Origin of the sequence: Rhizobium sp. WSM1274, assembly GCF_025200775.1 — a bacterium.
GTDB classification, from domain to species: Bacteria; Pseudomonadota; Alphaproteobacteria; order Rhizobiales; family Rhizobiaceae; genus Rhizobium; species Rhizobium leguminosarum_I.
Window position 1 is genome coordinate 86,113 of the sequence record NZ_CP104138.1, and the last position, 12,742, is coordinate 98,854.

The window sequence follows — 12,742 nt, forward strand, 5'->3', positions numbered from 1 at the left end:
TTGCTTCGCGCTTAACGATCATTCCAATTGGTTAGCACACCCACCTTGTGGAATGCGTGCCAATGTCCCACTATGACTGCGGGCAGTTGGGGTCTTGCGTGCTATGCCGAGTTTGCGTTGGGTGAAATACAAAGGCGCCGCGTGGGTCGCAGCGCTTGGCTTGTTGACGTTGGGCGCTAATGCCGCGTTGGCGGGGCTGTCTTACACGCCGCAGGTGACCGACAACGGTCTGCGATACCTCGTTGTGAACGGTGAATTTGAGACCACAGATGACCTTTCCAACTTCGTTGCCTCGGCCCAGATCAGCAACACGCAGGCCGTAACGTTCAACTCTCCCGGTGGAAGCGTGGTGAAAGCCATGGAGCTTGGTCGGCTCATTCGATCTTTGCGCCTCGACACCATACAGATACGCAACATGGAATGCGCGTCAGCCTGTTCGCTGGCCTTTATGGGGGGCATCTCTCGTTTCGCTCAGCCGGGTTCCATCGGCGTCCATAAGTCCTCGTTTTCAGACGACCCCACACTTAATGTTGCCGACGCAGTTTCGGCCATCCAACAAATGACCGCTAATGTGATAGCCTACATGACTGAGATGGGCGTCGATCCAGCTCTACTTCAGCTTGCTCTTACGTATAACAGCGATGACATTCGATACCTTTCCGGTAGCGAGATGGAGAAATACCATTTGACTACTATTGGTACGCAGCCTAGTGCGGACCACGACCCCCAAAGGGCCTCCATGCCCCCTCCGAACACATCACCACCCGTTCTGCCCCCAAGCGCACCTCAGGATCCAGGCGCGCAAGCAAGCTTGCCGCCACCCGCTGCAGAGCCGCCACCGTCGTTCGCTATCCCCACCGCTAAGGGCGGTCGCGTCCAGAATTACAATGGACAGGCTCCCCTCAAGGCCGGCCCCTCCTCGGCGTCGCATACCGTTGTGACTTTCATGAACGGCAGCCCACTGACCATTCTTGACGACACAGGTAAATGGTTCCACGTCAAGATCGGCAATAGGGTCGGCTACATGTTCCACTCTTGGGTTTGGGTCGCGGAATACGGCGCTGGCCCGTACGGCACTCAGTTCGTACAGGTGAAGAGCTTCGACAACTACGCGCAGACCGAGCAATATGTTCGCGGCTCGCCGTTACCGCTCACGGCCTTCCTTGCAAGCAACAGCTGGTTTGCTATCACGTTGGACCGAACTTTTGATCCCGATGGTGCCGAAGCGCTGTTGACCAAACTAAAGGCCAGCGGATCAATACCAGATGATGCCATTGCTACCTGGGGCAACGCTTTCGTTCGCAAGGTGTGTTGCACGGGGCGATGACAGTTAGCGCTGAGGAACCGAGCCGGCGCAAATCGCGTATCAGCAAGCGCCCTTGCCGTTGCTCTCCTACCAACCTGGCGCACACTGCGCGAGCCGCTGGACCTTGGCGTTACACATTCCATGATTGGCGAGGAGGCGCGCCATGAGCATTGACCGAGCTTTGAGCGAGAATGGTAAGTGTTGAAACGAGGTGGGAGGTCGCTTGGACTTCGAATACACTGAGCCGCAAAGCGAGCTGGAAAGAGCATTTGGCGGCTTCCATAGCGTCAATGCCTTCGGGACGATCAAGGCTGCCGACGACACAAAGTTCGAGAAATTCCTAACTCAAAGTACCCCACCACCACGGACCCCAGTGTTCATTGATTCCTTGGGAGGTGACGTTGAAACGGCGATGAATATCGGTCGAAAAATACGTCAGAACTGGTTCTCAACTAATATCGGTCTCTTTGTGCTCAAGTGCGATGGAGCCGATCATACGATAATCAAGCGTGAAAAACTTCCTGGACGATGCATGAGTGCTGCCACGTTGATTTTTCTTGGAGGTAGGCTTCGGTACCACGATGACTCTGCGGCCTTCGGGGTTCACCAATTCTCATATAAAAATCCGTCCCCGGGAGATCTAGGCAAGTCTCAGATGCTGTCGGCAAAGATTGCAACATACGTGGCTGAGATGGGCGCCTCGCCTGCATTTCTTGAAATATCCTCTTCCACCCCGAGCACGGAAATAAAGCTCGTTGATCAGGCTACACTCAAGAATCTCAGGGTTGTTACCGGCGGAGTTACTGATGTCACTTGGACGGTTCAGGCACGTGGTGACGCTATTTACGTGCGAGGCGAACGAGACTCAATCTACGGCCATCATAAGGTTATGCTTGTGTACGCCAGAGGGAGCGGATTTTTATTCCACGCTGTGATTGAAGCTCAAGGTCGGGAAAGGGAGTTGACCGAGTTTTCTTTAGTGGAAATTGTATTGAACGACGGGGAACTTAGCACGGACATCTCAGAAAGGGCGCTGCGTTTCGTCAATGGCGGCGACGTAAACATCATCGTTAAGTTAGAGGAGGGCGAAGCGCGCGCAATTGCTTACTCCACTAGCTTCGGCGTTCAAGTCCGGGCGTCAAACGAGGCACCTGTGTTCTTTGGAATAGCTCCAGTGAATACCGAAGGTGGCCGGGAGCAACTGGAGACGCTTTTCTCAGTACTTTGCTAGCCTCCGTGAGCACTCCACTCTCTCACGCATGCATATTAGGCCTGTCTCACCTCAGCGCATCTAGCTTCATTCCTTAATCGGGATTCCGGCTTCGATCGCAGCGTCGATGAAAGCCTGTCGCGCCTCTTCCCGGTTCCGTTTTCCCGCCATGACGTCGGCGCAAACCGCACAAGCCTTATCCAAGGCAGGACCCTCTTCGGTCGGCCAGTCCTCGACCAGCGCCCATGTCGCGGCCTGGGTCGTCTGGATAACCACCCACTGATCCGGCCCTTCAAGGGCGAGCGTTACCGGCTTCTTCCAAATGGTTTGCATGATCTCAGGACCTCCGCTGCGTGCTCTCTGCCGCTGCAGCCTGCACACATAGGGCGATTCATCCGGCGTGGCGAGGTGCAGCATGAACGAGATGCCTTTCTCGATCAGCGAACTGCTGAGATGTGCTTTTCGAAAATAGTTTCGTGCCGCTGTTTCGCGCGCTTATGCGCCGCCGCTCCATGCCAGCAAGGCTTCGCCGGGCAAGGCGTCTCCCTGGCGAGCAACGATAGACCTTTCCAGGCCCGGCCATTCCAGGTTCCGGTTGCAGAACTGCAGGAAGTTCAAGCGAATAGCCCTTGGTGGATGTGCCGAGCAGGTCCGAGGTCATTTGCTGGTGAAGAGGATGGGTTATTGCGCGTCCGGATAGTCTCTCAAATAGTCTTCCCTTTCTTCCTTCCCGAACAGGGCTGAGTAATAGCCGCTGCAAACCAGATATGAGCACTCATCCGGGTTGCCCGTTTCCCATCCCGGCTGGCAGAGTACGACGTTATGGAATTTGGCGTTGCAAAGTCCGTGGTTTGCTAGGAGCCGCGGATCGTTTCCGAAATAGGCGCTTATGGCTTTCTCGCGAGTCCATGCAGGCACGAAATCCCTCCGCTTCGGGATTCCGAAATCCGCCGGGTTTCGTGACCTGTGCAGGTGAAGAAACGTTGAATGAATTCAATGCCCCAACCAATTTCGGGATTCCGAAGTGCTATATAGATCTTTGGTGGGGTGTCCCTAACAAGACATTTCGCCACGATCAGGAACTCCGTCTCCCGTCCCCCGGCCGAAATTGGCGGGCAAGCCGTCTGCCTAGTTTCGCGCAACCTTCCTGATGTATCCGCAGGTCTGATGATCTTTGAGGGGCTTCAGCCGGAGGAATGCATGACGGTGCGAATTTTTCGGGCTCTGGCTGCCCTGGCGATGATGACGGGCCTTGCCGGCTGCATCGACCATGCCAATGATCCCGTGCTCCTGGCGGTCGGCGTGCCGGTCAATCCGCCCGCTGTCGCGCACGGTCTTTGCATGACCGACGGCAACGCCATGTATGACGAGGCGAGAAAGCAGTATCAGCTGCGCGCCCAGCTGACCGGATATGCCGGGGCCGATGAGCTGGAGGCCGAAACGATAGCGCGCGCCGCCGCCCATCGCCAATATGTCGCCTGCCTCTCCGGCCAGGGTTACCGGACATTATACGCGAATTGAGAACAGAGAATTCAAGTTTCCTCAGAAGCGCCGTTTAAGCCCTCTTCCTGATCGCGGCTTTTCACGATTTTGGCCGATTCAGTCACGCCGGATCGCCTGCAATCACGACTGTTGGAAGTCGCGTGCGGCAAGGGAACTCTGCGCGCCAAGAAAGCATTTTCCTGACGTAGATCCAGTAAGGAGGGTTTATCATGAAAATGCTCAGTCTTGCCCCATCCACCGTCGCGCTTGGTCTCATTCTTGGCCTTGCGCCGATCGTTTCCGCGCGGGCGGCGACCGTGCAGAGCGTTCCGACACCGATCGTCTCGGACGTGAAAATGGTGCAAAATAAAGAACATGCCGGTACATGGCGTGGCTATCAAGGCTTTCGCACGGAGCGTCCCGGCACCCGCCGCCATTCCGATGGCTACTGGTATCCGCTTGCCGCCTTCGGCGCCGAGGCCGGCACCACGGGCTCCGTCCGCCAGCCGGTGAAGAGGCCCGCACGCCCGGGAATGTGCAACCCCAAGTTTTCCGGATCGATCGGTCCTGGCAGCATGCCGTGTGATAACGGCTATTGAGCCGGCAAATGAAGGAGGCGGCGACGAGCCGCCTCTTTCTCGATCGGGCCGCCGCTCACATGTCCGTGACCTCTGCTTTGGCACCGTAGTATGTGACAGATCGCCTTCCTAACTCCGGGGCGTAAATTCCACGATCCTCCCAAGGAGACGATGATGACCACGACTTTCAAGAACGGCCTGGTGGCCGCTGCCTTCGGCGCAATCCTCGGCCTCTCGGCCTTCTCGGCCGCGGCAACTCCCCTCCAGTCCAGCGCGACAGAGCAGGGTGCAGCCAAGCGCCCGGTCGTGCGCCAAGAAACCAAGGTTGAACACGACAGGCGCACGACCGGTTCGATCGGCGAGCGCGCCTCGGAAACCACGGGCTCGACACACTATATGATGAACCCGAAGAAGCCGCTCAACATGGATTGCAAGCTCGGCTTCAACCCGACGAGCAGCTCCAGCTGCAATTACTGACGAGGCGCTCGGCCGTTCGCCATCGAGCGGCCCCGTCTGAGCTGAAGGGCGGCCTCCGAGCCGCCCTCAGTTTGTTGGCAGACATCGCTCTTCCCTCGGCACCATCCTCGGCCTTGCCAGCCGGATACGGCATGTCCTTCCCAGCTGTCGTTCTTACGATGTTGCACCAAATGCAAAAATGCAATAAGTACAGAATCGCGCAAACAGTTGACGGTGGTGTTGCGAAAAGCCGCAGCCAGGAGCGATTGACGCGTCTGCCTTGGAATTGCCATGCTCGCCGCGATGGTCGCATTTCGTAATCAATCGAATTTCAGACGGGTGGGAGAATCATGACTGCAAAGTCCGCGCGCGCCGATTTCCTGCATTTTTTCCGCTGCTGGATCAGCAATCCGCTTCGGGTCGCGGCGATCGCGCCGTCGGGGGATTCGCTTGCCAGGATCATGACCGGTGAAATTGCCGCACCCGACGGTCCGATCATCGAGCTCGGCCCGGGAACCGGCGTCTTCACCCGGGCGCTGCTGGCGCGCGGGGTGAGCGAAGCGGATCTGACCCTGATCGAGTATGGCCCGGAGTTCATCACCTCGCTGCAGGCGCGGTTCCCAACGGCGCGCATATTGCAGATGGATGCCGCCCATCTCGCCCATGCCGATATTTTCGAAGGCGAACCGGTCGGCGCGGTTGTCAGCGGCCTGCCGCTGCTCTCCATGTCGCCCGACAAGATCGCCTCGATCATGGCCGGCGCCTTCGCCTATATGCGGCCGGGCGGGGCCGTCTATCAGTTTACCTATGGTCCGCGCTGCCCGGTGCCGCGGCCGATCCTCGAGCGTCTCGGCCTGAAGGCGGTGCGCATCGGCGGCACGGTGCGCAACCTGCCGCCGGCGTCTGTCTACAGGATTTCGCGCAGCAAACCGCTGGAACTGTCGCGCGAGCGCATCGGCTATCGCGAGAGCGAGACTGATATCGACGACGTCGCCGCCTTTTCCAACGAACCCGGCGGCTGAACGATGATGCCGGGCCGGAATGGCTGAGAACAAGCGGACGGAGACGACCGAAGGCAGGCGGGAACGCAAGCGGCGGCAGACGCGCGCGCGCATCGAGCAGGCGGCCATGAACCTCTTTCTGCAGCGCGGCTTCGAGGCCACGACGATCGAGGACATCACCGAGGCGGCCGATGTCTCCAAACGCAGTTTCTTCGATTATTTCCCCTCCAAGGAAGAGGTGGTTTTCGCTTGGCAGGATGCCTTCGCCGATCGCCTGATGGCGGCAATCGCCGCAAGGCCAGTGGACGAATCCTCCGTTGCCGCGGTCGAGGCGGCGATCACCGCAACCGTCATCGCCTCCGTCGACGAGCCTGGCTTGGCGAGTGGCGACCTCATCCATCGCACGCCGGCGCTGAAGGCCCGCGACCAGCTGAAATACGCCAGGCTCGAACAGAAGCTCGCCGAGGCGCTGCTGCTGCGCAAGGGAGGTGATCCGCTCGAGCGGCCGCGCATGCGCGTCCTTGCGGCCATCGTCATCGGTGCGCTGCGCGTCGGGGCTGAGCTCTGGCAGCAGCGCCCGCCAAGTGCTTCGCCGCAGGATTTCGCCCGGGAGATTTTCACCGACCTTTGGAAGATGCTGGCGGAATTCGGCGACGAGGCAAAGACCAGGCGTTGACGCGGGGCCGGCTGAGGCGGCGCAGCCCAGCTTCGGGTTCCAACCGCCGTCGATCTGACGATTTCAGTCGTCCGCTTTCGATCGGTGCATAAGCCCGCAAGCAAAAGATCAGGCAAAAATGATTTCATGGAGAGCGACGGCAACGAGGATCGCGCCGGCCGCCGCCTCGATGGATTTCGAAACCACCGCCAGAAGCCTCGGCCGCGTGCTCATCAGGCGGGCGAGTTGCTCGCGGAACATCACGGCGAGGATTGCGACCGCCGAAAGCGTGACGCAGACCCCGAACATCATCGACAGGGCAAAGAGCAGTCCGGTGATGACCACCTGATGGATCATCGCGAAAGTCATGACGAACAAGGTCAGAGGGCAGGGGATCAAGCCGGCCATGAAACCGACGGCGACGCCTTCGCCGCTTGAATGGGTGTGTGCATGTCGGAAGAGGGCGCTCGATACCATCCACAGGCCGATGAGGCCGAGCAGGCCACTGCTTACGGCCTGAAGTACGGGTGCCGACCCGGCATCGACGAAGGAATGCGAGACCAGAGGCAGCGCCAGCAGTGCGATCAGCACGGCCATGCTCACATGGGTGAACGACAGAGCCATCGACACCAACAGCGCCTTGTGGGCCTTTATCGAGGATCCCGTGAGGTAAGTGGCGAGCACGGACTTGCTGTGCCCCGGCGTCAGGGCATGGGCTGCGCCGAAGGCGACGCCCATTGGAAGAAAGGCAAGGAAAGCAAACCAGCCGCCGCCAGCGGCGAACGACTTGATATGCTCTGCGAATGACAGGTAGATGTCGCGCTGGAGTTCGATGATCTGCTGCCAGGGCATCAGGCCAGTCCCGTCGTCAAAACTGTAAGCAGGATATAGCGCCCCACTTTGGCGATGGCCACCGGCAGACCGGCAGGATCGAAGCGGCCGCCATTACCCACGAAGAATAGGCCGCCAGGTAACCTCGGTCATTTCCTCAAAGATATTTCGTGATCGTCTTGAACTCGTCGATCGACTGCCGCTTGTCGCGCGGCAGGGCGCCGACCGTCTCTTCGAGGCAGTGGTCGAGATGATCCTGGATCAGCGTCCGTTTGGCGTTGATGATCGCCTTCTCCACCGCAGAGAGCTGCTGCGCGATGTCGAGACACGGCTTGCCTGCCTCGATCATCGTGATGACGCTCTTCAGATGACCCTCGGCCCGCTTCAGGCGCTTGACGATCTCCGGATGGGTGGCGTGGGTGTGAGGTTCGGTCATCGTGTCCATGTTCTCGATCCTTCCGAGCAGAAGGGCGCTCGACCTTACGCCGGGGATCGCCTCCGGGACAAGTCAGTGATGATGGCCTTCCGGCGCTTCCATTCGAAACGGAAGGTCGTCGACGTCGACGCCTGCCATCAGCTTCAGCACCGCATCGAACGCGTGAGGCTCGGCCGGAGCGACGTTGCTGATCAAGGCGTGATGATCGGCCGGCGAAGGGAGCAGCGGCAGCCGCACGACGAGACCATCGCGGGCGATCTCCACGACGGCCTCGAGCCCCTTTGCGTGTTTCGAAATGGAAAGCCGCATGCGTTCACCCTCCGGCGTGTCGACAATCTCCAGCAATCCGGTCGCCAATCGGGAACTCACCGTGAACGCAGCGGGAGCGTGGTGATGCCCGTGGCCGCGATGGTTGGAGGGCGCTTCGGCGGCTGCCTCGGCGATCTGGATGCTCGCCGTACCCAGCGCCGGAAGATGGGCGTGAAGCTCATTGCGAAGCGTGGCCACGATGATGTTGGCATCCGCGACGGGCTTGTCGCCGCTGACCGAGATCGTAACGTCGGCATGGAGCCGGTGACCGATCCAGCGAGCCTTGACGTCCGTCAGGCGTTCGATGCCGGCGACATGCTCTGCTGCATGGTGGATCTCGTCCGTAATCCCCGGCTCGATGCCGTCGAGGCTGCGGGTGATGATGGCGCGCGCCGATTGCCAGACGATGCCGAAGATCGCGATGGTGATCAGCAGGCCGATGATCGGATCGGCGAGCGGAAAGCCGAGCCAGACCCCGACCGCACCGAGCACGACGGCCAGGCTCGTCAAACCATCGGTGCGGGCGTGGTAGCCGTCGGCGATCAGCGCGGCGCTGTTCATCTGCCTGCCGACACGGATGCGGAACACCGCCACGGCCTCGTTGCCGATGAAGCCGACGACGCCGGCGACGGCGACCGCCAGAAGCTGGGTGATCGGCTGCGGGTTCAGCAGGCGGTCGATTGCCTCATAGCCGGCGACGATGGCGCTGAAGAGAATGATCAGCACGATCAGCATGCCGGCAAGGTCCTCGACCCGGCCGAGGCCATAGTTGAAGGTTTTCGTCGGCTTCCGTCGGACCAGTGTGAAGGCGATCCACAAAGGAATTGCGGTGGCGGCATCGCCGATATTGTGGATGGTGTCGGCCAGCAGCGCCACGCTTCCCGAAGAGAAGACGACGACGAGCTGCAGGGCTGCGGTGATGGCCAGAATGACGAACGACCACTTGATCGCCCAGATGCCGCGCTCGGACGAGGCGATGTTCGGATCGACGACGCCGTGCGTATGCCCCTGGCCTCCGGCATCTCCATGCGAATGGCCGTGCGAGCCGTGACTGTGGCCATGGGATTGACCGCCTTGACCGAAACCGAACCATTCCCTGATGCTGACCAACATTGCAGATCTCTATCCAAACTGGATTTAGACCTATCCCCCTGGAGAGGATAGGTCAAGTTGGCTTCTTGTCTGCAGATGCGATCCAATTCCATGCGAGGCTCGAACGCTCCTTGCGAGTCTATCCGGCGCCGCTGTTCCAGCACCATTTCTTTCGTCGGCCCCGTTTGTCGAGCCCTGTTATCGGGTCTGTCCTGTCCTATATCTGCAAGCGTCGCAGCGGCCACATTCTGATGATCCCCGCGATAGGCGGATCTTCACCATGCCGGGCATCGCTTTCGATCAGGGCAGACATTCGCGCTCGAAGGCATCTCCGAAAGCCTCGGCATCCGTGCCGCGGCTGTGCAATCCGCCTCCGAGCGTTCCACAGATTTCAATGATTGATTGATAAGAGAGGAAAGACCATGTCCAGTCACAACGCAGCCCAATACAACGCAGCAAAGTCAGGCACCTTCAGGATCGGCGGCGATATCGAGATCAATCGTCTCGGTTTCGGCGCCATGCGCGTCACCGGCAAGGGCATCTGGGGCGAGCCTTCCGATCATGCCGAATCCATCCGCACGCTGAAGCGCCTGCCGGAACTCGGCGTCAACTTCATCGATACGGCCGATTCCTACGGCCCCGATGTCTCCGAATGGCTGATCAAGGAAGCGCTGCATCCCTACGGCGGCAAGTCTGTCATCGCCACCAAGGGCGGCCTGACCCGCCACGGGCCCGATATCTGGCTGCCCGTCGGACGTCCGGAATATCTGATCCAGCAAGTGCATAAGAGCCTGCGCAATCTCGGCGTCGAGCAGATCGATCTCTGGCAGCTGCATCGGATCGATCCGAAGGTGCCGGTCAGGGAACAGTTCGATGCGATCAAATCGCTGCTCGACACCGGCCTCATCCGCCATGCGGGTCTGAGCGAAGTGTCCGTTGCCGACATCGAGGCGGCTTCGAAGCACTTCAAGGTCGCGACCGTCCAGAACCGCTACAATCTCGTCGACCGCACTAGCGAGGACGTGCTCGATTATTGCGCCAAGCACAATATCGGCTTCATCCCGTGGTATCCGCTGGCCGCCGGCGACCTCGCCAAGCCGGGCTCGCTGCTCGATACGATCGCCAGGAAGCACAATGCAGCACCCAGCCAGATCGCGCTCGCCTGGGTGCTGAAGCGCAGCCCGGTCATGCTGCCGATCCCCGGCACCTCCAAGGTCAAGCATCTCGAGGAAAATGTCGCAGCCGTCGACATCACCCTCTCGAACGAGGAATTCTCCGCCCTCGACGGCGAAGGCAGGAAGGTCTTCAAGGCTGCTTGACGAGGCGGGAAACGGAGAGGTCGCGGTGTGTTCCCTTCTCCCCTCGGGGAGAAGGTGCCGGCAGGCGGATGAGGGGGCCACACGGCGTGCCCTTCCATTCCTATCCCGCACCCGTTGTAGGAAAGACCGGTTTCGCCGGCCCCCTCATCCGCCCTACGGGCACCTTCTCCCCGCTGGGGAGAAGAGGGAGTCGAGACGCCGCGGCATGTCCCTTCGCTCCGTTTACGTGACCGTGGACGGGTCGAGAGCTGTGGTTCGACCCGGCAGAGGTGGCGGCCTCCAGATGAGGGCAATGCCGGCGATCCCCGAGGCCGCAATTTTCGGCATAATTTTGACCATCCGGTCAAACATGCTGCAAAATGAGGCGGCGACCTGTTGTTTTGAGGGCAAGCCTTGCGTGCAGTGCATTGCTGCATTGCGGTATTTTCGCTATTCCGAATCAAAAGAATTGGCTATTACTATCTTCGTAAGCAGCGCACTCCTCCTCCCAGCGCTCTTACATCGGACTGACAACACTCCTCCTCCCAGTTGTCAGTCAGGATCAAGAGCCCGGCGCACCTCCTCCCGCGTCGGGCTTTTTTCTTTTCCCCCAAGTCTCATTTCTCTCATGCCCAAAAGGCTTCGACCGCCCGCGGTTTGACTCGGCAAGCGTCGTCGGACTATTTGGACGGGCGCCGCCTGTCCGCTGCGTGAACCGATTGGAGTTGGTCATGATCGGCAAGAGACGCGCCCCGCGCGCGGCCGTGACAGGTCTTTTGGTGGCAATGATGGCGCTTTCCGGCTGCGGCGGCAGGCCGGTTGGTGTCATGCAGGCGACCGGCACCGTGCCGCCCGGCACGTCGAAGGTCGATCTGCTCGTCGCCACGACACGCGCTGCCGACGACAATCCCGCCGTGCTTTTCTCCGGTGAGCGCGGCACCGGGCTCGCTGTCAATGCCGTCGATGTCTCCATCCCGCCGGAAGCCAATCGCAAGGTCGGCCAAGTGCAATGGCCAAGCCGCCTGCCGGCCGATCCGCTGCGCGATTTCGTCACCGTTTCCGTCGATCCGCTGGAAGGCGAGCGGGCCGGCGAGACCTGGCTGAAGTCCCATATGCCGAAGAGCCGCCGGGTGCTCGTCTTCGTCCACGGTTTCAACAATCGTTATGAGGATGCCGTCTACCGCTTCGCGCAGATCGTCCACGATTCGCATGCCGACGTTGCCCCCGTCGTCTTCACCTGGCCGTCGCGCGGCAGCATCTTCGATTATAATTACGACAAGGAAAGCACCAACTATTCCCGCGATGCGCTGGAGGACTTGCTGACCCGCACCGCCGCCAATCCAGCCGTCAGCGACGTCACCATCATGGCGCATTCGATGGGCACGTGGCTCACCGTCGAAGCGCTCAGGCAGATGGCGATCCGCAACGGCCACGTCGCTCCGAAGATCAACAATGTCATCCTTGCCTCGCCTGATCTCGATGTCGATGTCTTCGGCCGCCAGTTCGCCAGCCTCGGCAAGGACAGGCCGCACTTCACCATCTTCGTCTCTAGGGATGATCGGGCTCTGGCGCTGTCACGGCGCATCTCCGGCAATGTCGACCGGCTCGGCCAGATCGATCCCTCAGTCGAGCCCTATCGCAGCAAGCTCGAGGCGGCCGGCATCACCGTGCTCGACCTCACCAAGCTCAAGGGCGGCGACCGGCTGAACCACGGCAAATTCGCCGAAAGCCCCGAAGTGGTGAAGCTGATCGGCGACCGGCTGATTGCCGGCCAGACGATCACCGATTCCAATGTCGGCCTCGGCGAGGCCGTCGGCGCAGTGGCGATGGGCGCTGCCCAGACCGCCGGAAGTGCTGTCAGCGTCGCCGTCAGCACGCCGATTGCGATCTTCGATCCGCGCACCCGGCGCAACTACGACGCCCAGCTGAAACGTCTCGGCCAGTCGATGAACAATACCGTCGGTTCGGTCGGCGACAGCGTCGGTGCGGGCCTGCCGGAAAGCCAGTAAAAATTCCAGCAATTCCGTGAATCGGAAAAAACCGGAAATTCTCTAGGCATCGCATCTTGTTGTGATATATCAGATGCAC

Annotated in this window: 13 protein-coding genes and 1 pseudogene; 9 read left to right on the top strand and 5 right to left on the bottom strand. The window is 60.2% G+C overall.

Annotated elements, in window-relative coordinates; all coding sequences use genetic code 11:
• Window positions 1-121: 121 nt before the first annotated feature.
• Together N2600_RS00445 and N2600_RS00450 are read left to right on the top strand one after the other, a co-directional pair.
• Window positions 122-1,327: a hypothetical protein gene (locus N2600_RS00445; RefSeq protein ID WP_260297655.1), complete on the top strand. Its 1,206-nt coding sequence runs from the start codon at window positions 122-124 to the stop codon at window positions 1,325-1,327.
• Window positions 1,328-1,529: 202 nt separating this feature from the next.
• On the top strand, window positions 1,530-2,537 hold the full coding sequence (locus tag N2600_RS00450; RefSeq protein ID WP_260297656.1) for a COG3904 family protein: 1,008 nt from the start codon (window positions 1,530-1,532) through the stop codon (window positions 2,535-2,537).
• A gap of 66 nt (window positions 2,538-2,603) precedes the next feature.
• On the opposite strand, the gene N2600_RS00455 is transcribed toward N2600_RS00450, so the two are convergent.
• Together N2600_RS00455 and N2600_RS00460 are read right to left on the bottom strand one after the other, a co-directional pair.
• Window positions 2,604-2,849, bottom strand: a complete 246-nt coding sequence (locus N2600_RS00455; protein WP_064245140.1) for a DUF982 domain-containing protein — start codon at window positions 2,847-2,849, stop codon at window positions 2,604-2,606.
• A 348-nt stretch (window positions 2,850-3,197) separates the two neighbouring features.
• Window positions 3,198-3,434: pseudogene (locus N2600_RS00460) on the bottom strand (hypothetical protein); the annotation flags it as partial.
• 282 nt (window positions 3,435-3,716) lie between these two features.
• Here N2600_RS00460 and N2600_RS00465 point away from each other — a divergent pair.
• The 5 genes from N2600_RS00465 to N2600_RS00485 all read left to right on the top strand — a co-directional run bounded on the left by N2600_RS00465 (window position 3,717) and on the right by N2600_RS00485 (window position 6,709).
• Complete coding sequence (locus tag N2600_RS00465) at window positions 3,717-4,037, top strand: hypothetical protein (RefSeq protein WP_260297657.1); 321 nt, start codon at window positions 3,717-3,719, stop codon at window positions 4,035-4,037.
• A gap of 191 nt (window positions 4,038-4,228) precedes the next feature.
• On the top strand, window positions 4,229-4,597 hold the full coding sequence (locus N2600_RS00470; RefSeq protein WP_260297658.1) for a cell surface protein: 369 nt from the start codon (window positions 4,229-4,231) through the stop codon (window positions 4,595-4,597).
• Window positions 4,598-4,750: 153 nt separating this feature from the next.
• On the top strand, window positions 4,751-5,053 hold the full coding sequence (locus N2600_RS00475) for a hypothetical protein (protein WP_260297659.1): 303 nt from the start codon (window positions 4,751-4,753) through the stop codon (window positions 5,051-5,053).
• Window positions 5,054-5,382: 329 nt separating this feature from the next.
• Complete coding sequence (locus tag N2600_RS00480) at window positions 5,383-6,054, top strand: class I SAM-dependent methyltransferase (RefSeq protein ID WP_260297660.1); 672 nt, start codon at window positions 5,383-5,385, stop codon at window positions 6,052-6,054.
• Window positions 6,055-6,073: 19 nt separating this feature from the next.
• Window positions 6,074-6,709, top strand: coding sequence for a TetR/AcrR family transcriptional regulator (locus N2600_RS00485; RefSeq protein WP_260297661.1), 636 nt, complete (start codon window positions 6,074-6,076; stop codon window positions 6,707-6,709).
• A gap of 108 nt (window positions 6,710-6,817) precedes the next feature.
• Here N2600_RS00485 and N2600_RS00490 read toward each other — a convergent pair whose 3' ends face one another.
• The 3 genes from N2600_RS00490 to N2600_RS00500 all read right to left on the bottom strand — a co-directional run bounded on the left by N2600_RS00490 (window position 6,818) and on the right by N2600_RS00500 (window position 9,377).
• Entirely contained in the window at window positions 6,818-7,540 is a 723-nt protein-coding gene (locus tag N2600_RS00490; protein ID WP_260297662.1) for an ABC transporter permease, read from the bottom strand.
• Window positions 7,541-7,676: 136 nt separating this feature from the next.
• A complete protein-coding gene (locus N2600_RS00495; RefSeq protein ID WP_024323399.1) occupies window positions 7,677-7,955 on the bottom strand; it encodes a metal-sensing transcriptional repressor in 279 nt (92 codons plus the stop codon).
• A gap of 72 nt (window positions 7,956-8,027) precedes the next feature.
• Window positions 8,028-9,377: a cation diffusion facilitator family transporter gene (locus N2600_RS00500; protein WP_260297663.1), complete on the bottom strand. Its 1,350-nt coding sequence runs from the start codon at window positions 9,375-9,377 to the stop codon at window positions 8,028-8,030.
• 401 nt (window positions 9,378-9,778) lie between these two features.
• Between N2600_RS00500 and N2600_RS00505 the strand changes: the two genes are divergently transcribed.
• Window positions 9,779-10,675 (top strand): aldo/keto reductase, encoded by an 897-nt coding sequence (locus tag N2600_RS00505; protein WP_260297664.1) that lies wholly within the window; start codon window positions 9,779-9,781, stop codon window positions 10,673-10,675.
• 710 nt (window positions 10,676-11,385) lie between these two features.
• Window positions 11,386-12,663: an alpha/beta hydrolase gene (locus N2600_RS00510; protein WP_260297665.1), complete on the top strand. Its 1,278-nt coding sequence runs from the start codon at window positions 11,386-11,388 to the stop codon at window positions 12,661-12,663.
• Window positions 12,664-12,742 lie beyond the last annotated feature (79 nt).

Excerpts from the sequence above, each read along its gene's own strand:
- N2600_RS00455 (WP_064245140.1), bottom strand. The coding sequence starts at position 2,849 with ATGCAAACCATTTGGAAGAAGCCGGTAACGCTCGCCCTTGAAGGGCCG.
- N2600_RS00465 (WP_260297657.1), top strand. The coding sequence starts at position 3,717 with ATGACGGTGCGAATTTTTCGGGCTCTGGCTGCCCTGGCGATGATGACG.
- N2600_RS00470 (WP_260297658.1), top strand. The coding sequence starts at position 4,229 with ATGAAAATGCTCAGTCTTGCCCCATCCACCGTCGCGCTTGGTCTCATT.
- N2600_RS00475 (WP_260297659.1), top strand. The coding sequence starts at position 4,751 with ATGACCACGACTTTCAAGAACGGCCTGGTGGCCGCTGCCTTCGGCGCA.
- N2600_RS00480 (WP_260297660.1), top strand. The coding sequence starts at position 5,383 with ATGACTGCAAAGTCCGCGCGCGCCGATTTCCTGCATTTTTTCCGCTGC.
- N2600_RS00485 (WP_260297661.1), top strand. The coding sequence starts at position 6,074 with ATGGCTGAGAACAAGCGGACGGAGACGACCGAAGGCAGGCGGGAACGC.
- N2600_RS00490 (WP_260297662.1), bottom strand. The coding sequence starts at position 7,540 with ATGCCCTGGCAGCAGATCATCGAACTCCAGCGCGACATCTACCTGTCA.
- N2600_RS00495 (WP_024323399.1), bottom strand. The coding sequence starts at position 7,955 with ATGACCGAACCTCACACCCACGCCACCCATCCGGAGATCGTCAAGCGC.
- N2600_RS00500 (WP_260297663.1), bottom strand. The coding sequence starts at position 9,377 with ATGTTGGTCAGCATCAGGGAATGGTTCGGTTTCGGTCAAGGCGGTCAA.
- N2600_RS00505 (WP_260297664.1), top strand. The coding sequence starts at position 9,779 with ATGTCCAGTCACAACGCAGCCCAATACAACGCAGCAAAGTCAGGCACC.
- N2600_RS00510 (WP_260297665.1), top strand. The coding sequence starts at position 11,386 with ATGATCGGCAAGAGACGCGCCCCGCGCGCGGCCGTGACAGGTCTTTTG.